This window comes from Staphylococcus lugdunensis (genome assembly GCF_001558775.1).
Taxonomy (GTDB): Bacteria; Bacillota; Bacilli; order Staphylococcales; family Staphylococcaceae; genus Staphylococcus; species Staphylococcus lugdunensis.
Genome location: NZ_CP014022.1, coordinates 311254 through 335148, shown reverse-complemented (window position 1 = coordinate 335148; position 23895 = coordinate 311254). Strand labels below are relative to the sequence as shown.

General features: G+C 33.0%; 24 protein-coding genes. 2 read left to right on the top strand and 22 right to left on the bottom strand.

Annotation, left to right across the window (positions count from 1 at the left end; all coding sequences use genetic code 11):
• Window position 1 precedes the first annotated feature (1 nt).
• Complete coding sequence (locus AL499_RS01655) at window positions 2–343, bottom strand: DUF1798 family protein (RefSeq protein ID WP_002478186.1); 342 nt, start codon at window positions 341–343, stop codon at window positions 2–4.
• Between the two features lie 249 nt (window positions 344–592).
• On the opposite strand from AL499_RS01655, the gene recU reads away from it, so the two are divergent.
• Both recU and AL499_RS01645 read left to right on the top strand, forming a co-directional pair.
• Window positions 593–1219 (top strand): Holliday junction resolvase RecU, encoded by a 627-nt coding sequence (gene recU, locus AL499_RS01650; protein ID WP_002459100.1) that lies wholly within the window; start codon window positions 593–595, stop codon window positions 1217–1219.
• Window positions 1216–3411 carry a transglycosylase domain-containing protein gene (locus tag AL499_RS01645; protein WP_062248830.1) on the top strand — a complete coding sequence of 732 codons (2196 nt, stop codon included), beginning with the start codon at window positions 1216–1218 and terminating at the stop codon, window positions 3409–3411. The genes recU and AL499_RS01645 overlap by 4 nt, the downstream gene beginning before the upstream one ends.
• 89 nt (window positions 3412–3500) lie before the next feature.
• On the opposite strand, the gene AL499_RS01640 is transcribed toward AL499_RS01645, so the two are convergent.
• The 21 genes from AL499_RS01640 to AL499_RS01540 all read right to left on the bottom strand — a co-directional run bounded on the left by AL499_RS01640 (window position 3501) and on the right by AL499_RS01540 (window position 23819).
• Window positions 3501–3833, bottom strand: coding sequence for a YpoC family protein (locus tag AL499_RS01640; protein ID WP_002459098.1), 333 nt, complete (start codon window positions 3831–3833; stop codon window positions 3501–3503).
• A gap of 6 nt (window positions 3834–3839) precedes the next feature.
• Window positions 3840–4499: an endonuclease III gene (gene nth / locus AL499_RS01635; protein ID WP_002478185.1), complete on the bottom strand. Its 660-nt coding sequence runs from the start codon at window positions 4497–4499 to the stop codon at window positions 3840–3842.
• A complete protein-coding gene (locus AL499_RS01630) occupies window positions 4489–5175 on the bottom strand; it encodes a DnaD domain-containing protein (RefSeq protein ID WP_002459096.1) in 687 nt (228 codons plus the stop codon). Before AL499_RS01630 ends, nth begins: the two co-directional genes overlap by 11 nt.
• 183 nt (window positions 5176–5358) lie before the next feature.
• Window positions 5359–6651 carry an asparagine--tRNA ligase gene (asnS, locus tag AL499_RS01625; protein WP_002459095.1) on the bottom strand — a complete coding sequence of 431 codons (1293 nt, stop codon included), beginning with the start codon at window positions 6649–6651 and terminating at the stop codon, window positions 5359–5361.
• A gap of 107 nt (window positions 6652–6758) precedes the next feature.
• Entirely contained in the window at window positions 6759–9440 is a 2682-nt protein-coding gene (locus AL499_RS01620) for a helicase C-terminal domain-containing protein (protein ID WP_002492100.1), read from the bottom strand.
• A 23-nt stretch (window positions 9441–9463) separates the two neighbouring features.
• On the bottom strand, window positions 9464–10435 hold the full coding sequence (locus AL499_RS01615) for a biotin--[acetyl-CoA-carboxylase] ligase (RefSeq protein ID WP_002478183.1): 972 nt from the start codon (window positions 10433–10435) through the stop codon (window positions 9464–9466).
• Window positions 10422–11624, bottom strand: a complete 1203-nt coding sequence (locus AL499_RS01610) for a CCA tRNA nucleotidyltransferase (RefSeq protein WP_002492330.1) — start codon at window positions 11622–11624, stop codon at window positions 10422–10424. The genes AL499_RS01615 and AL499_RS01610 overlap by 14 nt, the downstream gene beginning before the upstream one ends.
• A 12-nt stretch (window positions 11625–11636) precedes the next feature.
• Window positions 11637–12755, bottom strand: a complete 1119-nt coding sequence (bshA, locus tag AL499_RS01605) for an N-acetyl-alpha-D-glucosaminyl L-malate synthase BshA (protein WP_002478182.1) — start codon at window positions 12753–12755, stop codon at window positions 11637–11639.
• A 26-nt stretch (window positions 12756–12781) separates the two neighbouring features.
• The gene (locus AL499_RS01600) at window positions 12782–13105 is read right to left on the bottom strand and encodes a nucleotide pyrophosphohydrolase (RefSeq protein ID WP_002478181.1); all 324 of its coding nucleotides are present in this window, start codon (window positions 13103–13105) and stop codon (window positions 12782–12784) included.
• Between the two features lie 169 nt (window positions 13106–13274).
• Window positions 13275–13970, bottom strand: a complete 696-nt coding sequence (locus tag AL499_RS01595; RefSeq protein ID WP_002459089.1) for a zinc metallopeptidase — start codon at window positions 13968–13970, stop codon at window positions 13275–13277.
• 45 nt (window positions 13971–14015) lie between these two features.
• The gene (locus AL499_RS01590) at window positions 14016–14612 is read right to left on the bottom strand and encodes a DUF1405 domain-containing protein (protein ID WP_002492329.1); all 597 of its coding nucleotides are present in this window, start codon (window positions 14610–14612) and stop codon (window positions 14016–14018) included.
• 3 nt (window positions 14613–14615) lie between these two features.
• Window positions 14616–15176 (bottom strand): YpiB family protein, encoded by a 561-nt coding sequence (locus AL499_RS01585; protein ID WP_207754588.1) that lies wholly within the window; start codon window positions 15174–15176, stop codon window positions 14616–14618.
• Window positions 15177–15199: 23 nt separating this feature from the next.
• Window positions 15200–16444 carry a tetratricopeptide repeat protein gene (locus AL499_RS01580; RefSeq protein WP_002492334.1) on the bottom strand — a complete coding sequence of 415 codons (1245 nt, stop codon included), beginning with the start codon at window positions 16442–16444 and terminating at the stop codon, window positions 15200–15202.
• Between the two features lie 3 nt (window positions 16445–16447).
• Complete coding sequence (aroA, locus tag AL499_RS01575) at window positions 16448–17743, bottom strand: 3-phosphoshikimate 1-carboxyvinyltransferase (protein ID WP_002459085.1); 1296 nt, start codon at window positions 17741–17743, stop codon at window positions 16448–16450.
• Between the two features lie 10 nt (window positions 17744–17753).
• Window positions 17754–18818 carry a 3-dehydroquinate synthase gene (gene aroB / locus AL499_RS01570; protein ID WP_002478177.1) on the bottom strand — a complete coding sequence of 355 codons (1065 nt, stop codon included), beginning with the start codon at window positions 18816–18818 and terminating at the stop codon, window positions 17754–17756.
• Between the two features lie 33 nt (window positions 18819–18851).
• Complete coding sequence (aroC, locus tag AL499_RS01565; RefSeq protein ID WP_002492340.1) at window positions 18852–20018, bottom strand: chorismate synthase; 1167 nt, start codon at window positions 20016–20018, stop codon at window positions 18852–18854.
• 398 nt (window positions 20019–20416) lie between these two features.
• Window positions 20417–20866, bottom strand: a complete 450-nt coding sequence (ndk, locus tag AL499_RS01560) for a nucleoside-diphosphate kinase (RefSeq protein WP_002492333.1) — start codon at window positions 20864–20866, stop codon at window positions 20417–20419.
• A 142-nt stretch (window positions 20867–21008) separates the two neighbouring features.
• Complete coding sequence (locus tag AL499_RS01555) at window positions 21009–21965, bottom strand: polyprenyl synthetase family protein (RefSeq protein WP_002478175.1); 957 nt, start codon at window positions 21963–21965, stop codon at window positions 21009–21011.
• Window position 21966: 1 nt separating this feature from the next.
• Window positions 21967–22692 (bottom strand): demethylmenaquinone methyltransferase, encoded by a 726-nt coding sequence (locus tag AL499_RS01550; protein ID WP_002492336.1) that lies wholly within the window; start codon window positions 22690–22692, stop codon window positions 21967–21969.
• A 12-nt stretch (window positions 22693–22704) separates the two neighbouring features.
• Window positions 22705–23271, bottom strand: coding sequence for a hypothetical protein (locus tag AL499_RS01545; protein WP_002478173.1), 567 nt, complete (start codon window positions 23269–23271; stop codon window positions 22705–22707).
• 275 nt (window positions 23272–23546) lie between these two features.
• Window positions 23547–23819 (bottom strand): HU family DNA-binding protein, encoded by a 273-nt coding sequence (locus AL499_RS01540; protein ID WP_002478172.1) that lies wholly within the window; start codon window positions 23817–23819, stop codon window positions 23547–23549.
• Between the last annotated feature and the right edge of the window lie 76 nt (window positions 23820–23895).

Below are 23895 nucleotides of genomic sequence, written 5' to 3'. Positions count from 1 at the left end.
ATTATTCCCCAATTTCAAGTTGTGATGCCATGTAATTTAAAACATAAGTCACATTTTTAAATTTCTCATTAAAAAGTTTGCGACTTGTTCTATAATAATGACATTCAACTGATAATTCTTTCACCATTTGTAAAAATATCTGCCATTTATATTCATTTAAATAAGGTAATGTTACGATGTCATCTTTATAATAGGAAAACTGTGTAAGAAGAGAATCTATTTGCGTGGCATAAGGCTTTACATAACGGTCAAAATCATAATTGCACTGTGATTTTTTAACTTTATTATAGGTAGATTTTATATATTTTAATTCATCATTTAATTGATTAATATATTGTTGCATTTAGGCCTCCCATAAATAAATTTAACATAATTACACAGTGACGTCATTTTAGTATCTTTTTCAGTGTTATTTATGACACATCATTAACTAAATTAACTGAAATATTGTGTTAATTGGCAATAAACGTTAAAATGAAGTGGTTAATGTATAGATTGATATTTTATACATTATTCTCATATAAAAGTTTGGAACATTAAAATGCCTCATGTATAATAAGAAGGGTTTATAACCAAACTGGTGGTGAAAGTAATGAATTATCCAAACGGGAAACCATTTAATTCAAATAAGACTAAGGTCGGACGCAATGATGCCACTATTTCAGGTAATATAGAATATGGTGGGCGCGGAATGTCTTTGGAAAAAGATATAGAATTATCTAATTCTTATTATTTAGACAAAGATATAGCTGTTATTCACAAGAAACCTACACCAGTGCAAATTGTGAATGTTCATTATCCGAAACGAAGTAAAGCAGTTATAAATGAAGCTTACTTTCGTACGCCTTCAACAACTGACTATAATGGTGTTTATCGAAGTCATTATATCGATTTTGAGGCAAAGGAAACGAAAAATAAAACGTCTTTCCCATTAAACAACATTCATGATCATCAAGTTGCGCATATGCAAAAAGCACATGTCCAGCGCGGTATTGTGTTCTTAATTATGCGATTTAAAGTACTTGATGAAGTGTATCTTCTTCCCTATTCTAAGTTTGAATATTTCTGGAAAAGGTACAAAGCGGATGTTAAAAAGTCGATAACAGTTGAAGAAATACGAAAAAATGGTTACCATATTCCTTATCAGTATCAACCTAGATTAGATTACCTCAAAGCTGTTGATAAGTTGATATTAGATGAAAGTGAGGACCGCGTATGACGGAAAAGCAAGGATCTTCTCAACCTAAGAAAGGTAATAATGGGAAATCCAAACAAAAACAGAATAAAAGTGTGAAGAGAACGATTATTAAGATTATAGGTTTTATGTTTATTGCCTTTATCATTCTCGCACTATTAGGTATTTTACTTTTTGCTTATTATGCATGGAAAGCACCCGCATTTACAGAATCGAAATTACAAGATCCTGCGCCTGCTAAAATCTATGATAAAAATGGCAAATTAGTTAAAACACTCGACAATGGTGCTAGACGAGAGCATGTTGATTTGAAGAATGTACCGAAAAACATGAGAAATGCAGTTTTAGCAACTGAAGATAATCGTTTTTATGAACACGGTGCACTTGATTATAAACGTTTATTTGGGGCCGTAGGTAAAAACTTGACTGGTGGCTTTGGTTCACAAGGTGCTTCAACATTGACCCAACAAGTTGTCAAACGATCATTTTTATCAGAAGAGAAATCTATTGGTCGTAAAGCACAGGAAGCATACCTTTCATATCGGTTAGAGCAAGAGTATAGTAAAGATGACATTTTCCAAATGTATCTAAATAAGATTTACTATTCTGATGGTGTATATGGTATTAAAGCTGCAGCTAAATATTATTTCAATAAAGACTTAAAAGATTTAAATTTAGCTGAAGAAGCATATTTAGCTGGTTTACCACAAGTTCCAAATGTTTATAACATTTATGATCATCCAAAAGAAGCAGAAAATCGTAAGGGTACAGTTCTTTATTTAATGCATTATCACAATCGCATTAGTAAAAAAGAATGGGAACAAGCGAAGAAAACATCTTTAAAAGATAATCTCGTTCAACGTGGTACAAAAGAACGTCAAACTGGTACGAAAAATCAAGATACGGATTACGATTCTTATGTTAACTTTGTAAAATCTGAACTTATGAATAATGATAAGTTTAAAAATCAAAATCTTGGTGATGTTTTACAAAGCGGAATCAAAATCTATACAAACATGGATAAAGATGTCCAAAAAACATTACAAAATCGTATAGACAACGGTAACTTCTACAAAAATGATGATCAGCAAGTTGGTTCTTCAATTGTAGACAGCAAAACTGGCGGATTAGTTGCTATTTCAGGTGGACGTAATTTCAGAGATGTCGTCGATCGAAACCAAGCTACTGACCCTCACCCTACTGGTTCATCATTAAAACCATTCTTAGCATATGGTCCAGCAATTGAAAATATGCAATGGGCTACAAATCATGCTATTCAAGATGAATCTAGTTATCAAGTTGAAGGTTCTACATTTAGAAACTACGATCAAAAAGGTCATGGAACAGTATCAATGTATGATGCTATTCGACAAAGTTTCAATATACCAGCTTTAAAAACATGGCAAGCAACACGTTCTCAAGCTGGTAACAATGCACCGAAGAAATTTGCATCAAAAGTTGGACTTGATTACAAGAATGAAATTGGTCCGTCTGAAGTACTAGGTGGTTCTTCATCAGAATTCTCACCTACTCAATTAGCTTCAGCATTTGCGTCAATTGCAAATGGAGGAACATACAATAATGCACATTCTATTCAAAAAGTTGTGACTGCAGACGGCGAAACAATTGAATATGATCATTCTAGTCATAAAGCAATGAAAGACTATACGGCTTACATGTTGGCTGAAATGCTTAAAGGTACGTTTTCAGCATATGGTTCAGCATATGGACATGGTGTTTCTGGCGTTAATATTGCAGCGAAAACTGGTACTGGAACATATGGTGAAGAAGTTTATCAAAAATATAATTTACCAGATAGTGCAGCTAAAGATGTATGGATTAATGGTTTCACTCCAAAATACAGTATGTCAGTGTGGATGGGCTTTAAAGAAGTTAAACAATATGGTACAAATTCATTTGTTGGTCATTCTGAACAAGAATATCCACAATATTTACTAGAAGAAGTGATGTCTGATATTTCACCAAGAGACGGTTCAGACTTTAGTAAACCTGACTCTGTAAGTGGTAGTAATAAAGAATCATTATCAGTAGCTAATCACCCTGATAATAATACAACAGGACGAAAAGTTTATGGAAGTAGCGGTTCTAGCGACAGTACTTCAAGTTCAAATCGTTCAAGTAATTCAAACACATCAAGTGGAGCAAGAAACAACTCAAGCAGCACAGGTGGTTTAAGCTCAGTTTTCGGACGATAATAAATTCGTCATAAATGAAATTCCCTCTAAAGCTTTCTTAATTATTTAAGAGATGCTTTAGAGGGAATTTTTTATTATTTAATGCACATTTATGATTTACGGAATTTCAATCTTGTTTGATAGCTTGCAGCCATTTTTATTAATTCGCTTTTTAATGTTTTCATTTGTCTGTAACCCATAAAATGGTATTTTCTAGTTAATAGATATTGATAGCGTTCGTAGAAATTCATTGGAACGATAGGATAAAGTGAGAGTGATTCAAAATCAATTGCAGAAATTTGATTGATTTGTTTGAAGTAATCTATTAACAGTTGAAAATATGCATCAACTACTGGTTTGGCTTCAGCTGAATTTAAATTTCTGGTAGCTGCAAATTGTTCAAGTTGTTGTTCTAATACTTCAAAATCTTGCTTTTCTATCATCTGAAATCACGCTTTCTTTAATTTAAGTTTATATCGTTTTTGTCCTTCTCTACAATCATCAAACAATGGGCATATGTCACATTTTGGTTTTCTTGCAATACAATGATAACGGCCGAAAAATATTAATTGATGATGGCTTTTATTCCAGCGGTCCCTTGGGATTATTGAGCATAACCTATCTTCTACTTGTCGCACATTATCTTTCCATCTATTGATACCTAAGCGTTTTGAGACACGTTCGACATGGGTGTCGACGGCTAAAGCTGGTTCTCCGAATGCTACACTCATCACCACATTTGCCGTTTTACGTCCAACTCCTGCTAAACTTTCTAGTTCTGCATGAGTTTGGGGAATTTGACCATTAAATTTTTCAAGTAGTGAGGTACATAATTTTTTGATATTTTTTGCTTTATTACGATATAAACCAATAGAACGGATATCTTGTTCTAATTCTTCTAATGGTACAGCTAGATAATCTTCAGGTGTTTTATATTTAGTGAATAATGTAGCGGTTACTTTATTTACTAAGTTATCCGTACATTGGGCTGACAAAAGAACTGCAATTGTCAGTTCGAATGCATTATTATGCCTTAGTTCGCATTCTGCATTTGGAAACATATCAGCGATAATATCGATCATTTTTAGCGCTTTCTTTTTACTTATCATCTAAGTTCTCTCCATTTAACCAGTCAAATTTAGGGACTTCTTTAACTGTATGTTTCATTTTAGGCTTATGAAACTGTTCACGAATTTTATTTGTATCATCGATTGTTTTTACATTATTTTTCTTCCAATTAAGCAGTATTCGATCCATATATTTAAAACTAAGCTTATTTTGCCCCACTGCTTCATCCAAAGCTGCTTGGATGATACTAATGTCGTGATGATCCACATCAATCCACTGATTTAACGTTTCAATTTCATAGGGTGATAACGGTCTAGCAAATATTTGTTCTATCAAAGTGAATAACTGTTGGAATTGATTATCTTCTTGCTTATTTTGACTCTTAAGTTCTTGTTGCTTGAGCAAGGATAATAATTTAGTATAAAACGGATCCAAGTTCATATATTCGGTAAATTTACCTTCTTCATCTTTATTCACATTTAATTCCAATAAATCTAATTGGATAAGATGTTGTATAATTGTGGTGATTTCTCTAGAATCTAGTGTCGATCCTTTTCTTAAGGCTTCTATTGAGGGCTGTTTATTAGAAGTTTCTGCAGCATAAATTAATTTAATAAGAATAACCAAATCTTGTTCATCCATACCTAATTCACTATAATGATCAAATAATTCTCTTCTTAATACGACTGGTCTTGTCTTGAGTTGAAAGATATCCATATATTATCACCTCAATATATTTAGTTTCTATAAAATGGGAGTGAGACAGTTTGTTATCCCACTCCCCTAACCAAAATTCTAAAGTTGTAGATTGCGAGCATTAATAGGCAATCAGTTTAGCGTTAAAATTGTTTATGCCTAATCAATAAGCTTATCATTTCTTACTTAATAAACATGTAAATGTTATGGATAAAGTCTATTTAGTAAGCGTGGGAATGGTGATGTTTCTCGAACATGTTCAACACCTGATATCCACGCAACTGTTCTTTCTAAACCTAAACCAAAACCACTATGTGGAACGCTACCATAGCGACGCAAATCTAAGTAGTAACTATAGCTTTCCTCATCTAAGTGATATTGCTTGATGCGTTCTTCAAGCAATTCTAAATTGTTAATACGTTCTGAACCACCTATAATTTCACCATAACCTTCTGGCGCGATTAAATCGGCACAAAGCACAGTATTGTTATTGTCTGGATTTGGTTGCATATAAAATGGTTTAATTGATGTTGGATAATTTATGATAAACACTGGCAAGTCATAATGATTAGCAATAGCTGTCTCATGCGGTGCACCGAAATCATCGCCCCATTCGATATCATCAAATCCTTGTTCTTTGAGATAATCAATCGCATCATCATAGGTAATACGAGGAAATGGTGTAGCTACCTTTTCTAATTTTGAAGTATCTCTATCTAATAATTTCAATTCTAAAGTACAATTTTCTAATACGGATTGGACCACATGCGCAACATATTGCTCTTGAACCTCTAAACTTTCAGCATGCGTTGTAAAAGCCATTTCTGCTTCAATCATCCAAAATTCAATTAAATGACGACGTGTTTTAGACTTTTCAGCACGGAACGTTGGACCAAATGAAAAAACATTTCTATGAGCCATAGCCGCAGCTTCAAGATATAATTGACCACTTTGAGATAAAAACGCATCTTGATCAAAGTATTTTGTATGGAATAACTCACTTGTGCCTTCAGGTGCACTTGCCGTTAAAATAGGTGGATCAATTTTAGTATAGCCGTGCGTATCAAAAAATTCATAGGTAGCTCTAATAATTTCATTTCTAATTTTCATAACAGCATGTTGTTTTTTTGAACGCAGCCATAAATGACGGTGGTCCATTAGAAATTCTGTGCCATGATTTTTGGGAGTAATTGGGTAATCATGTGCTTCGTGAATTACTTGAATTGATGTGACTTGCATTTCATAGCCGATATCAGAACGATTATCTTCAGATATTGTACCTGTAACATAAAGTGAAGATTCTTGTGTAATATCTTTAGCAAGTTGGAAAGTCTCTTCATCTACGGCAGACTTAACCACGACACCTTGCATAAAACCAGTACCATCTCGAAGTTGTAAAAATGCAATTTTACCACTTGAACGTTTGTTTGTTAACCAAGCTCCAATTGTTACTTCTTGGTTAAGATGTTGTTTTGCTTGCTTAATTGTTGTCTTCATAACTCGTCTCCTATTGTGTATTTCTGTTTATTAATACTCTTTCATTTTAACAAAAGCACTATGTAAGTTCTAGTTGTCCATATTTTATTTTTACTAGTGTTTCAAGCTTATTTAATCTTATTGAGTAATTTATTGAATTGCTGGATATCACCTTTATTCTGACGATAATCTACAAGTACTTGAGAAAAGAAATTTTTATAGTTACTATGAATTAATCTGTCATCAAATGAAATGATTAAACCTTGATCTTCTTCGTTACGAATTAAACGTCCTAATCCTTGTCTAAATCGTGTAACTGCATCAGGTAATACATATTCTTTAAATGTAGATTTGAACTCTGAATCCATCAGCCAATATTTTGTATTATATTTATTCATAAATGGTAATTTAGCAATCATGACACATTTAATGCCATTTGATTGAAAATCAAAACCTTCAAAAAATGTTGATGTGCCTAAAAGTATTGCTTTATCAAAACTATTGAATTGCTGCACAATTTTATAATTTTGATTTTGTTGTTGTGTCAAGACGATATAATCTTCAAATGATGGTAAGTCATTGATAAGTTCTTGTACCATGTGCATCATTTTATAGCTGGTAAATAGAATGAGACATTTTGATTGCGTTTTTTGTGTATAAACTTCTAAATATTGCACGATTGAAGAAACATAATCTTCAATGCTTAAATAGTTATAAGGTTCTACATCAGTAGGTATAAACACATTTGTATTTTTAAGTTGTGGCATTGGATTTTGAACTTCAAATGTATTAAATGAGACAGTTTCGGTAAACCAATTTTTAAAGGCATCAAACGAATGGTTAAATGTTAAAGTACCAGATATAAAAGTTAAAGATTTAAATTTATCTAAAATTTGTGAGGTTAAAACGTCTTTGACATTATAATCTTTAATAAATAAACGAATGGTCGATTTTTGCTGTAAATTTTTTATGGCAATAAACGTCGTGTGATGTTCTAATAAACTGTTTTCAATTGCCTTGTAGCGTTCATTAAGATATAGGAGTTGTTTTCTAAATGATTTAACAGTTTTATGACTCATACCATTAAAGAATTCCAAGGTTTTATTAACTTTTGTAATGACTTGATGTAAATCATTCAAAATGGATTGTGTATCAAAATCATAGACATAATGGTATCGATGAGTGTCATCATCGTGTGTTTCACTGCTGTGTATAATATCAAACATTGTAGTAAATAAGCGTTCATTTAATTCATGAATATCAGTTATATGAGATTTCAAGCCAAAAACATCAATGGGTGGGATGTCTAATTTTTCTAGAATACGTTGTTGTTCTAAGTGATCAATAGCTTTCAATAATTTTTCATTTTCATTTTTACCGATTAAGCCAAGTTGATATTTTATATCTGCATAGTTCAATTCGTTAGTGACTTGATTTAAAGCATAGTCAGGAAGACGGTGTGCTTCATCTATAATACAATCGTCAAATAATTCATAAATAGAATTTTCGTGATCAGAATGAATGAGGTGTGCATGATTTGTTACACCAATTTGAATGTTTTGTGCATTGCGTTTAATATAATTATAAAAATGAACATCGTTTTTTTCTGGAACATATGTTTCAATTTTTTGGTCAAAGTACATCTTTTGACCGCCTTTTAAATTAAGCTCTTGTATGTCGCCAGTTTCAGTCTCAGTTAGCCAGATGAGCAGTTTCATCTTCAAGATACTTACTTCATAATTGATATTTTCATCTTTCAATATTTGACTGATTAATCCTAATGAAATATATTCACTTTTGCTTTTAATCAATAAGGCATTAATTTTAAATTCTAATGCTTGATTGAGTTCAGGGATATCTTTATAAAGTAGTTGATGCTGTAAAAGCTTTGTATTCGTTGAAATCATGACATGTTTATCCGTTTCAATGTTATACATTAAGGCTGCGAGCAAATAAGCTAAGGACTTACCACTTCCTAGTGGTGCTTCTATCATGGCTTTATCACTATGCATTAATTGATCAAGAATAATTTCAGCTAAGTATAATTGTTGTGGCCTATAAGTTAACTTTAATTGCGCCACTACTTTTGAATATAAGTCTTTTAAAGAACCATTAAAGTCTGTTTTTGGTGCTTTTAAATCGATTTGTTTTTTATACATAATTTGTTCAAAACGGTCAAATTTGTTATCTGGCAAAGCGTTTTTATATTGGCGTACCATTTCAAACAAAATATGATACAAGTCATATTTTAAGTTTTTGCTTAAATAATATAATTGTTTTAACGTGTCTAGCGGTAATGTTTCAAACTTTTGAAATGCTTTAATCATTAATTTTGCAGTTGTTGTTGCATCTTCATCAGCACGGTGCGCATTATCTAATGGAATATGGTGTGCCTCTGCCAATTCACTCAGCTGATAACTTTTATCTGTAGGGAAAGCAATTTTAAATAATTCAACAGTATCAATCACCTTTTTGGGTTGAAAATGGATGTGATTACGTTTAAATGCCTTTTTAATAAAAGTTAAATCAAAAGAAACGTTGTGTGCAACAAACACAGAATCTTTAAGCTGTTTATAGACGTCTTCTGCAACTTCATGAAAATATGGTGCTTGCTTTAACATATCTTCTTCTATTGAAGTGAGCGCTTGTATAAATGGAGGGATTTCTACATCAGTGTTAATCATTGAATGGTAGGTACCTACAATTTTTTGGCCACGAACGAATGTGATACCTATTTGAATAATTTCATCGTAATCAAGCTGGTTACCGGTCGTTTCTAAGTCAACAACGGCGTAACTTGTTTGCCCCATGATTATCTCTCCTTAACTCATGATTATATTTCAATATCTGCACTCATTAAACGGCGCATATTCCCTTGGTTATCTCTGACAATTAAAAAGCCGTTATAATCTATATCTTCCGCTTCACCCATAAATTGCGTGCCATTTTCAGTGAATTTTATTTGACGCTGCCAAATGTTAGATGCTTTGATATATTCATCACGGATGGTATTAAATGGCTGTGTAAGAAACTGTTGATAGCGATAAACAATTTGTGAGATAAGCTGATCAAAAAATGCATAGCGATTAATTTTATGTGTGGCATGGAGGCGTATGCTCGTTGCTCTGGACTTAATTTCTTCTATAAAATCATCTTCAGTATGATTCATATTAATGCCAATACCACAAATGATTGCTTCAACAGCATCGTAATTCGCAACCATTTCAGTTAAGAAGCCGCAAACTTTTTTATCACCGATATAAATATCATTTGGCCATTTTATTTTAACCTCATCATTCGCAAATGCTTGAATAGCATCACGAATACCTAAAGCAATAAATAGGTTGAACTTAGGCATCATATCAAATGGTACATTAGGTCTTAAAACAACTGACATCCACAAGCCTTTCCCTTTAGAGGAACTCCAATTTCGGTTGAAGCGACCACGTCCTTTTGTTTGTTCATCACTCAATATTAGATAAGATTTAGAATTATTGACTAACATTTGTTTAGCAATTATTTGTGTCGAATCGGCTGTGCGATAAACTTCTATTTGATCAAATATCTGATGTTTGTTGACAATAGGTTTAATAATGCCTAAATACCATTGATCAGGTAACGATTTCAACTGATGTCCTTTATGATTAATCGATACGATGTCGCAACCTTCGACTTTTAATTGGTCAATAATTTTCTTTACAGCTGCACGTGAGATGTTTAATTGATTGGCAATATGCTGTCCTGAAATGTATGTGTTGTGATGTTGATATAGCATATTAATCACATCTTGACTATATTTCGACATGTTTTTTCACCCACTTCAATATCTGTTCTTTATTATTTTGCACATTGTTGTTGACAATTGCTACTTCAATCATTCTTAATACCGTTTTAATCCAAGGACCACGTTTTTTATTGAAGAAGTTAATTAAATCATAACCACTTATTGCGATATCTTGACGCTGATTTATAATAAGTGATTGTGATATATCGTGAATCACCTCAGGATTAATGATAACAGGATTACCTACTTTTATATGCTGATCTTGAAACATTTGACGATGGTTTAAGATTTCTAATAAAGAATGACTGCCATAGTCATATACTAATAGACGTAAATCTTGTTTTGATTTTATCTTATTCAAAAGTTGAAGCAAAGATAGCAATTGTTTAATCTTTTGTTTCTCGTTGTTACTTATTTTGAGAGAAGTAAGAGAAAATTGACTATTTGTTGCAAACAACAATGATGCAATCCATAGTTCGAAAGACATAGGCTCTGTTACTATAAATTTGTTCATATCTATAGATTCAAAGAATGGGATATGGTTAAACAACCCTAGCTGAATCATATGCTTGTAACTGGATGACACATAATGCCCTTGTATTAATTTTTTTAATTCAACGATAATACGTTCTATAGATAAGTAAGCTGTATCTGCCACACGTTGTTGCATGGCAAGAAATGTTGTTGTATCAATTGTAAAGCCTAATTGAGCCTCGAAACGGAGACCACGTAATATTCGCAGAGCATCTTCTTCAAATCGCTCATGAGGCTCTCCTACCGTTCGGATAATGTGTTGCTTAATATCAGCTTGTCCACCAAAGTAATCGTAGATTTGATAAGATTTGTCCATTGCAATGGCATTCATGGTAAAATCACGACGTTCAACATCTTGATACAAATTTCTGACAAACGTTACCTCACTAGGGCAACGATGGTCTGTATATTCTTCTTCTGCTCGAAATGTAGTTACTTCATAATTATGCTGTCCATAAACAACATTGATTGTGCCATGTGCTTTGCCAATAGGAATTGTATGCTGAAATATTGTTTCAATTTCATCAGGTGTAGCGCTTGTTGTGATATCAATATCATGTATATCTCGTCCCATAATATAGTCACGCACTGATCCACCTACAAAATAAGCCTCGTAACCGTGTTGCTGAATTTTTGTTAGTAAAGGTTTTGCTTGTTCAAATAATCTATATGACATCTGATACCTCTTTTACTGTAACATTTTATTGTAATAATATTCATATTGGTCAGTAATAAGTTCTGAGCCAAAACGTTCTTTAATATCCTTTAGCATATTGTGTTGTATCGTCTGATATAATTGTGGATTATTTAATAGTTCTAGCACATATTCACTAGCCTGTGCACTATCACCAACGTCAACGATATAACCTGTTTCTCCATGCTTGATAACTTCTTTAATGCCTCCTGCGTTTGAGCCAATCGGTACGACGCCTGTCTTCATCGCTTCCAACAAGCTTAACCCAAAACTTTCCTTTTCACTTAAAAGTAAGACAATATCTGCAAGTTGATAAAATTCACTCACACAATCTTGCTTTCCTAAAAATAACACATGATCTTCTACATTAAGGTCACGTGCTTTTTGACGCATATCACAGAGTTCAGGGCCATCACCCAACAATAATAACTTACTTGGTATGGATTGATGTACTTTTGCAAAAGTCTCAATTATAGTATCTATGCGTTTAACACGTCTAAAATTAGATACATGAATAAGTACGCTCTCCTCAGGAAGAATACCATACATGTTCTTTAGAGACTCATCATGTTTTGTCGGAAATTCATCCTCACGCACAAAGTTATAAATAGGAATGATATCTTTATCAGTCTCAATAATATCTTTAGTTTGTTTAGCTAATGACTGACTGACGCTTGTCACTATGTCACTTTCTTCGATTCCGAATTTTATAGCATCTTTTAATGTGTGGTCATAACCAAGTACTGTGATATCTGTGCCATGAAGTGTTGTCATGATTTTTATATCTTTACCAGACATTTGGCGAGCAAGTATGCCGCAAACAGCATGTGGAACTGCGTAATGCATGTGTAATATATCTAAATCATACTCTTTAATAACTTCCGCAATTTTTGTACTTAAAGTGATATCATAAGGCGGATATTGAAATACGGCGTATTGATTAACTTCAACTTGATGAAAAGTGACGTTTGGCAAAGGCTTTCTAATTCTAAATGGTAGATTTGAAGTAATAAAATGAACTTCATGACCACGTTCTGCCATCTTAATGCCGAGTTCTGTAGCAATAATTCCCGAGCCACCCATTGATGGGTAGCATGTAATCCCAATTTTCATTTAGCCATAACTCCCTTCCTATTACATCAAGACTTGCGCTCAAAACGGTTTTTATCACGTGTATTAAACTTTTTCATCGTTTCATTAAAGCTGTCAGTCATATCAATGTTTAAAGAGTTAGCGATGCAAAGAAGTACAAATAAATTGTCCCCTAGTTCGGCTTTTACGGTGTTATCTTCTTCTGAATCTTTCTTTTGTTTCTCACCATAATAATGATTAATTTCTCTAGCTAATTCGCCAACTTCTTCTGTTAAGCGTGCTAAGTTGGCTAAAGGAGAAAAGTATCCCGCTTTAAATTGACTGATGTATGCATCGACTTCTTTTTGCATCTCTTTCATAGATTTAGTCATTGTCATTCTCCTTTAATAATTATGTCTTATATAGTATATATCAAAATTTCTGAACATGCATTCGTCGTGCAACGACAAATAAAAAACAAGGTACAACTTGTGCACCTTGTTAAAGAATATGGCTATACGAATATCTCAAAATTGTAGCATTAAATGCTATATTTACTTGTTAATCACTAGAACGCGCAATAAGGATAAGTCTTACAAGTTCAGCAACAGCTGTTGCAGTAGCTGCCACATATGTCATCGCAGCGGCTGATAAAACTTTTTTAGCATGTTTATATTCTTTTTCATTTACAATATTTAAGCTTTGTATTTGTTTCATAGCACGTGAGCTGGCATCAAACTCTACTGGTAAAGTAACGATTGAAAACAATACGGCTAGTGACATTAATCCTGCACCAACCCATAACGCTGTTGAGCCAAAAGCACTACCAAGTGTTGTTAATACAATACCTAATAAGACAAGCATATAACTTAGTGAACTACCAATATTTGCAAAAGGTACTAACGCTGTTCTAAAGCGTAAGAATGCATAACCTTGTGCATGTTGAATTGCATGCCCAACTTCGTGCGCAGCAATTGCTGTGCCAGCTACAGATGGACGATCAAAGTTAGCTGGAGATAAACAAACGACTTTCTTTTTTGGATCGTAGTGATCTGTTAAAAAGCCTTCTCCTCGTACTACTTCGACATCATAAATACCGTTAGCATGCAGGATTTCTTCAGCGACTTCACGTCCTGTTTTACCACTTGTAGATCTGACTTGTGAATATTTTTCATAATTTGACTTTACGTTGTGTTGTGCCCACATAGGAATCGCCATAATGATGACAATATAAATTATATAAGACATTAAAGACATTAAACTCACTCTCCCTTTGATAATATTTTACTGAGAACACGCACATTAAGCAAATAATTTAAACTTTAATATGGAACCAAATATATAATATAACAGAATACTCATGAAACTTAAACATACTGTAAATACAGCAATTGGAACAAGGTGCATAGCGATAAAGTCATATATAGGATACTGCTCAAATAGATAGTCTATCGCATCGTTAATGAATAGCCATAATGAACCAACTGCTATTGCAAAAGACGAACGTTGTAGTCGTGGATAAATATAACATGCTTCCATAGCCATTATGGCGTGAGATAATAGCAGGAGTAGACCATTTATTGTTATATCATGATTTTCAATAAACATTAAAATGTTCATGCTGACAGCCCAAATACCATATTTAAATAATGTTAAAAAAGCTAGAGTACCAACAATACTACAACGTTTATTGTTCAAGAAGCAATATAATGTTAAACATAAAAATAACGAAGCGGTTGGACTATCAGGTACAAATGGTAAAAAATACCATGTTGTTGAAGATAATTGTTCAGCATACCAGTAATAGCCATATAACGCACCTAAAACATTGCAAAACAAAAGCAATAAAAGAAACGGTTTATAATATAAGGATAGTTCCCAAATTTCACGAATGCGCATAATTTAATCCTCTAGATTGTTATTAGTCATGTGTTGAGCTTTAATCGTATTTAGAACATGTGTTAATTGCGTAAAACGTTCTGTGTCATGCATCAATAAACTTAAATCAATATTTTCATACAGCTGACTTAAAAATTGATGTTGTAACGTACTATTTGAAGATAAGGTATGAATATAAGGTAAATAGGATTGGTATCGCTCAGATTGTACTATTTGTGCTAAAATAAGCTGTTCTAATTTCGCATCCGGTCCGACGTGAAGTGGAAAATGTATTAAGATATCAAATGGTGTAGATTGTGAAATAATGACATTAAAAATCTCATTAGAATTAATAAGGTGGTTATGATGATATTTATACTGAATTGCTTCATCATCAGCACCAACAAGTGAAAGCTCAAGTGTTGGGTGAGATGGAATCTTTTCTACAACAAAATGAATTTGGCTAAGCATTTTATCAGATGCTTTAATATAGTTAAGTAACCAAACACTTATACGTGATTTAAAATGATAATGAAACAAAGCATATTCTATATAGCTTTGTTTCATTTGTGTAAGTGAATCCATCTGCACTATATTACCCCCTCTTATCAATTTTCAAGTCTAGCGGTTTCTTCGTGCCAAATTTCATTGCTAGGATCTAATTCTAACAGTTGATTTAAAATTTGTTGCGCATGATTTTTGTCACCAATTTCTAATAAATAGTAATAATAATCACTTAAAAATGCACTCTGCGTCTTAAGGGTTGGATAGGCTAATTCAAAGAAATGCTGAGCCTCTTTATCGCGTTCTTCTTGGCCAAAAGCAAAAGCAAGGTGCCATGTAAATACGGGATCTAAATCTTCTTCGTCTACGTATTGCAAGAGGTTAATCAACGCTTCATAATCTTCTTCAGAACGGAATAAATCAGCTAATAATAGTAATGGCTCGTGATAAGCATTATCCACTTCTAGAGCTTGTTTGAGTAATGCGACACCTTCATTAGCGTCTCCATGTTCTATTTCAATACTACCAGTTGAAACCATTAACTCTTTATAAAATTGACTTAATCGTAGACCTTCTTTACCAATTTCTATTGCATCAGCATAATTCTTTTCATGTTCATATAACTGTTGAAGGTAATAATAACCTTGTAAAAAGTCTGGATCTTTGGTTAACAAAGTAGTCATGATTTTAATGGCTTCTAATGACAAATCATTTTTCTCATACGCAATTGCTTTTTTAAAATAATCATCGGATGTCATTTCTTCATCGCTGATTTCATCAAATAAACGGATGGCATCGGAATAATTACCACTTTGTAAACTACAATCAGCCATACGCGCAAATAAATTAATACCATTAATTTCATATTCACCAGTGTCTAACACTGTTTGGTACTCATGTGTCGCGCGCAGATACTGACCGTCATAATACAATATTTCTGCCAAAGCAAAGTGTATAATTGGATCGTTGGGTTCGAGATCTCGAGCTTCTATTAATTTATCAATAGCGACCTCTAACATATTTATTTGTTGATAAAGGTCGGCTTCAAGCATTAATTTCTCTGTTGAGGTTTCAACGTGTCTTAAATATTCAAGCGCTTCATCTGTTTGATTTTCAGCCATTAGTCCCTCAATAAAATAAATCAGCAATTCACTTTCATCGGGATATTTATGATAAAGTGTTCTAAAAACTTCTAATCCTTGAGGCATGAGGCCAAAATTATACAATGTTTCGCCTAAGATAAACAAAGCATCATCATTTGGAGATGTTAATGCATCGTTTACACGAGAATCTATATTGTCTATTTTTTGTAGATTGATATCGTCTATCAATTTGTAGATATCTTCCATTTGTTATTCTCCCTCATTTTCTAACTGCTTTAATTTTGATAAGAAACCTGGAAAAGAAACATTTACAGCATCGAACTGTTTAATTTCAAGTGGTTCTGATGAAAGTAATGATCCAATGGCTAACATCATACCAATACGATGATCGGATAAGCTATCAACTACTGCAGCTCTCGTCAATGATGATGGATGGATGATTAGGCCGTCCGCAGTGGGTTGAATATCAAATCCTAATAAGCCTAGCATATCTGCAGTTGTATCAATACGGTTTGTTTCTTTCACTTTTAATTCTGTAGCATCTTTAATAATGCTTGTACCTGTTGCTTGTGTACATAGTAACGCGATAATTGGTAATTCATCAATCGATTTAGGCACAAGCTCACCATCAATATGAATTGGTTTTAAATTTGGTGTATATTGAACATGAATTGATGCAGTAGGTTCAGCCTCTTGTGTTTGATTTAAAAGTTCAATGTGCGCACCCATTTTTAGTGCGATATCTATAATACCTGATCGTGTTGGATTAATGCCAACGTTATGAATTGTAATATCACTGCCAGGTGTAATTAAAGCTGCCACAATAAAGAAAGCAGCTGATGAAATATCGCCAGGTACAGTGAAATCACGTGCTTTAATATGTTGAATAGCATTCTTTGGTACTGTAATAGATTTACCATCAATCGTAATTGGAATATTAAAATGTTTAAACATTGTTTCAGTATGATTTCTACTTAATTCTTTCTCTATAACTGTCGTGCTATCATTGGCAAATAAACTTGCAAGCAGTATCGCACTTTTAACTTGTGCACTTGCAACCTCCATCTCGTATCGAATACCATGAATATTTCCTGGTTGAATAATGAGTGGCGTGTAATTATTATCAACACTTGAAATATTAGCTTGCATTAATTGCAGGGGTTTAAGTATACGATCCATAGGTCTTTTTCCAATTGAAATATCACCTGATAAAACGCTTTGAATCCCAACGCCACTTAGTAATCCTGCTAATAATCTTGTTGTTGTACCTGAATTACCAGTATATAGTACTTGATGAGGTGTCTTAAAGTTCCTATAACCAGGAGAATCGATATAAACATTATCATCTTTAATGGTAATATCTACACCAAGTAACTTGAAGATATTTAATGTTCTCAAACAATCTTCACCTAAAAGCGGTTGATAAATAGCTGTTTTTCCAGACGCTAATGAAGCTAACATAATAGCGCGATGTGTCATAGATTTATCACCAGGAACCGTTATTTCACCTTTGAGTGGACCTGTAATATGAATGGTTTGTGTCATGCTATATCACCTACTTATAATATGATAATAAATCTTTAAATGCCTTATGAAGTATGTCTTTATCTACGTGCTGAACAACTGGTTGTCCAATAGATTTAAGTAATACCATTTGAATACCCTTACCATTATTTTTCTTATCACCTAACATGAGATGATATAGTTGATCAAACTGCATTGTTGAAATAAATTGCGTTGGGTATTGTAATTTCTCTGCATAGTCTACAAAGTGTTTAATATTAAAGTTTGATCTTAATATTTCATTAGCAACTATAAATTGATAAATGATACCGAACATAATCGCGTGACCATGAGGGATTTTATATTGATATTCTATTGCGTGACCAAAAGTATGACCCAAGTTTAAAAATTTTCGTTTGCCTTGCTCTTTTTCATCCTCAGTGATAATTTCAAGTTTAGTTTGAATGCCTTTAAAAATAAAATGCTCAATATCTTTTAAAGATTGTAATTTTGATTGGTTTGGAAAGGCGTTTTCTATAGATTGAAAGTCATACGGATTGGATAATAATGCATGTTTATATACTTCGGTATAACCACTTAATACTTCTTCATATGGCAATGTTTGAAGAAAATCCAAGTCATAGACGACAGCATTAGGACGATGGAATGCTCCAATTAAATTCTTACCATGTTGAGAATTAATGCCTACTTTACCACCAACGCTTGAATCATGAGCCAAGATGGTTGTTGGCACTTGAATAAAATGGACTCCTCTTAATAAGGTTGCTGCCAAAAATCCTGTGAAATCTCCTGTAGCACCACCACCAATCGCAACTAAACATGTTTCACGCGTTGGTTGATAACTAAGTATTTGTTCAATGACTTGATGATAATGGTCAAATGATTTGGTACGTTCTCCTGCTGGAATGGTAATTTTGATTGCATGTTGCGCAGTTACATAATCATTAATTTTGGCTTTGAAGTTAAAATCTACATATTCATCAACAATAACGAAAATTTTATCATAGTCATCTGTGACGCTTGATAGATATTGAAATGCACCGTGTTCTACAATAATGGGATAATTATTTGTGTCATAAGTTGTTGTTAATTCCATTGAATACACCTTCTATTTATTGATTAAACTTGTCTAAAATTCAATATTTAATTGACGACGTTCTTCGATTTGTGACACAAGTTGCTCCATGTGGTTAGATTGAAATTCTTCAAGTATTGCTTTCGCTATTTCAAAGGCAACGACATGTTCACAAACCACACTTGCGGCAGGTACAGCACAACTGTCTGAACGTTCAATGGTTGCTTTAAAGTCCTCTTTCGTATTGATATCTACAGAATTTAAAGGTTTATATAATGTTGGAATAGGTTTCATCACACCATTAATAATTAGTGGCATACCGTTTGTCATTCCACCTTCAAAGCCACCTAGATGATTTGTAGCTCTATAATATCCTTTATTTTTATCGTAATGAATTTCATCTTGAATCGCACTTCCAGGTTTTTCAGCAGCTTTAAATCCTTCACCGAAACTCACACCTTTAAAGGCATTAATACTAACAACACCTTGAGCAATACGACCATCTAATTTTCTATCGTATTGTACATAACTGCCAACACCAACTGGCATATGTTCAACCATCACTTGAACAACACCGCCAATTGAGTCCCCTTCTCGTTTAGCTTCATCTATTTTATCGCGCATTGCTTGAGCAATCTTGTCATCAACCACACGTACATCATTTTTATCAATATTTGATTTGAAAATGTTTGGATCGTATAAAGCTTTGTCTTTAATACCACCAATCTCTACAACACGACTATACATATTTATACCAAGCTGTGCCAATAATAGTTTACATACTGCACCTACAGCTACGCGTGCAGCTGTTTCTCTTGCAGAAGAACGCTCTAAGACATTTCTCAAATCTCTATGATTATATTTCATACCACCAATTAAATCGGCATGACCTGGTCTCGGTTTAGTAATGGTTCGCTTCATTTCTTGTTGTTCTTTTGCTGTGATTGGTTCTACACCCATGATATTGCGCCAATGAGTGAAATCATCATTTGTTACGACAATAGTAATTGGACTTCCCAATGTATAGCCATTTCTAACGCCAGAAACAATTTGTACGGCATCTTTTTCTATTTGCATTCTACGTCCTCTTCCATAACCGCCTTGACGTTTAAACATTTCCTTATTAATATCTTCTGCGTTGATCGCTAAATTTGCAGGAACACCTTCAATAATAACAGTAAGTTGTGGACCATGTGATTCACCGGATGTTAAATATCTCATGATGATTAGCTCCTTCCCATATGTTAATAATTCTCATATGTTCTTATGTTACCATATATGGAAAAGTAAAATAATAAAAATTAAGGGAGTAACTATTTTAAATCAAGCTATTAGGAATAGATATGACTATAGAACAATCTTCTTTAATTAACTGTCTGGGACATAAAGTTTTTAGACAAGTAAAAAAGGAAAATTTCTATTGAAATAGTATTGAAATTGCCTTTTCTAAGTATGTTGATATAAAATTACATATCAATGAGACGTATTGAATAAAAAAGAAGCATTCAGATGAATTGAATTGAATTCATCTGAATGCTATTTTTCTAGGAATTATGCCCTAGATTGCTAGAGATATAGATGTCATACCTCTTAAGATTGGATAAAATGAACTTATGAAATTATTCGTATAACCACTTATCCCTAGGTGCTGAATAGTTACTGATTTCATTTTCATCAAACCATAAATGAATTTCTCTTTCAGCCGAAGCTAATGAATCAGAACCATGAATAACATTTCTCCCAACAGTTAAACCTAAATCACCTCTAATTGAACCTGGTGCTGCTTCTGCTGGATTAGTTTGACCAATAATATGACGAGACACATTAACGGCATTCTCTCCTTCAACTACCATTGCAAATACAGGAGCTGAAGTGATAAATGAAATCAATCCATCGTAAAAAGGTTTACCTTTATGTTCGGCATAATGTGCTTCGGCTAATGAAGTTGGTACAGTCATCAACTTTGCGCCTACAAGCTTTAAACCTTTATTTTCAATTCTAGAAATAATATTTCCTATTAAATTACGCTGTACAGCATCTGGTTTTAGCATTAAAAATGTTCGTTCCACTGTGTATCCCCCTGTTTTCATGTTCCAAAAATGATTATCCTTTACACTATTTTTATGTATATGTGTGTGTAGCATGTAAGAAACCTGCTACTAACTTAATAGTAACAGGTGTTTAAAGCGCTTTCAAGATATTAATTTGTGCTTATATTTCTCGGGAACCCATTTTTTTAATTAATTTTCGGAATAAATTTTGAGCATGTGGCTCGTTTAAACTATCTATAAGTTTTAATGCTTTATCTAAATAATGATCACTTACTTCTTTAGCTTCATGAATACTCTCAGAATTTCGTATATCTTGGATACATATTTCGAAATGCTCTTTAGGGCTTTCGGATGTTAAATCTGTTATTTTTTTCTTGAATTGACTGTTACGTCGCATTTCAAGTAATACAGGTAATGTAATATGTCCGTTCATTAGATCACTGCCAACGGGTTTCCCTAATTTATTTTCAGAACTTGTGAAATCAAGAATATCATCTATAATTTGGAAACTCATACCTATGTAATGACCAATCATTTTTAATTTATAAACGGTTTGTTGAGAGGCATTAGATGTTAAAGCGCCTACCTCTGTAGCCAATTGAATCAATAGAGCAGTTTTACGATTAATACGTCTTAAATAATTAGATATTGTTTGGTTACTGTTGAATTGATCTTGGAATTGAAATAGTTCTCCACGACAAACATCCACTATAGATGTAGAAATAATGGTATGAATTCGCGGATGATTAACTTCTGATAATTGTTCTAAGCCTAGCGCTAATAAAAAATTGCCAGTTAAAATAGCGGTAGTTTGGTCCCACTTTTTAGAAATTGTTAATCGACCTCTGCGTTTATCACTTTTGTCAATTACATCGTCATGCACAAGTGTTGCCATATGGATGAGTTCTAATGCTACAGCTACTTTATATGTATCTTCTGACTGTTTTGATTTACCAAATTGACTACTCAGTATAACAAATGCTGGTCTCACTCTTTTGCCTCCAGATGACAATAAATGAAGAGATGCTTCTTCAAGCACAGTATCATTACTTTTGATTATTTGTTCAAGAAGGTTATTTACTTTTTTAATTTCATTATTTATGTTTAACTTTGCCACGTTAATCACCTTTGGTAGAACTTTTTTCTTTATAGCCAAGGTGCATTGCAGCAACGCCACCTGTAAAGCTACGTACTTTAATGTTACTAAAACCAGCTTGACTAAATAGTCGTTTTAACTTTTCTTTATCTGGAAAATTAAATGTTGATTGTTGTAGCCATTCGTATTCTTCTTTAGATTTTGCAAAGAGTTTGCCAAAAATAGGCATAACGAATCTAAAATATAATTTGTAAACTTGTTTGAAAACAGGCATTGTAGGTTGACTAGTTTCTAGGCACACAACCATACCGCCTGGTTTTAGTACGCGATGCATTTCTTTCAGAGCGCCTAAATAATCTGGTACATTACGTAAACCAAAACCTATTGTTACATAGTCAAAAGAGTCATCTTCAAAAGGCAAATGCATAGCATCACCATGAACAAGATGAACATTATCCATAGCGGAAGTTTTTTCTTTTCCAACTTTTAACATATTTTCACTAAAATCAAGTCCAGTAACCTCACCGTTAGGGCCGACTGCTTTGCTTAATGCAATTGTCCAATCTGCCGTTCCACAGCATACGTCCAATGCAACGCTGTCTTTTTTAACACGCATTTCTTTCATTACATGTTTACGCCAAACTTTATGTTGTTCAAAGCTAATAATATTGTTTAAGCGATCATATTTTTGCGAAATATTTTGAAAAACGGTATGTACTTGTTCTTTTTTTGCATTATTGTCAGCCATTATGATTTACCTCTACTTTTTTTCTATAAAACTTTGATTAATTTTTTGAATATCAATTTTTGCTTTTTCTTTGCTATACATTTTTAAATATGATGGATAATATGTTTCAATATCTTCAAAAAGATACTTATAGATATTTGCTATGTCAATTTCTTCACTAAAATAAGATATCGTGATTTGGGGAAATATCGCTTCTATCTTTATGATAGCATCTGTGACTTCTTCTTCGGAAAGTGTTTGCTGATGCAAAGAAGACTTGATTTCATTTACTGTTATAATTGCCTTACTCATTGATAATTGAAAAGCTGGTTCATTTAAATCAGCTAACAATGTATAAAAATGGGCACTTAGTAAGTCACCAATAAGTATAGAATGTTTTGATAAGTTATTATCTGTTATACCATCTAGATGTCTCATTGATGTATCAATTGTGAGGCATGCAAGTTTCGCTTGTTCAGGGATATCGTATTTATCTAATAAACTACCAAGCTTTTGGTTAATATGGATTGGCTCATAGTCTGATATACCCTTTAACCTAACATCAATTTGTTTATTTAGTTTACTTATAGTCGTTTCCATTTTCACACCTCACGATATTATCAATATACATCTTAACATTATCTGCTTGAAAATTAAATAAAGATAGAACTTCTATCTGATGTCAAAGTTAAAACGCATGAGCATGTTGTTAATAAATATTAAAATTTTCTTATTTTGATCAACCTGTGATATTTGAATACAGTAGAGACGGAGTACAATTAGATTTTAAAGTTTAATTGTAACGAAACTTATGTTATTTATGCATTTTTAACTATAAATAAAAAAGCCCTTTTAAAAGGGCTTTAATAAGTAAACTATTTAACAGCATCTTTTAATGCTTTACCAGCTTTAAATGCTGGTACTTTACTTGCAGGTATTTCGATTTCTTTGCCAGTTTGAGGGTTACGTCCTTTACGTGCAGCACGTTCACGTACCTCAAAGTTTCCGAAACCAATTAATTGAACTTTTTCACCTTTAGATAAAGAAGTTTGGATTGATTCGAAAACAGCATCTACAGCTGAACCAGCTTGTTTTTTAGTTAAGTCAGCTTGTTCTGCAACTGCATTAATTAAATCTGTTTTGTTCATATCAGATTCACCTCCTGATAAATGATAATGATAACTTAATACCATTATGGTATGACTTTAACACAATGAGACTAAT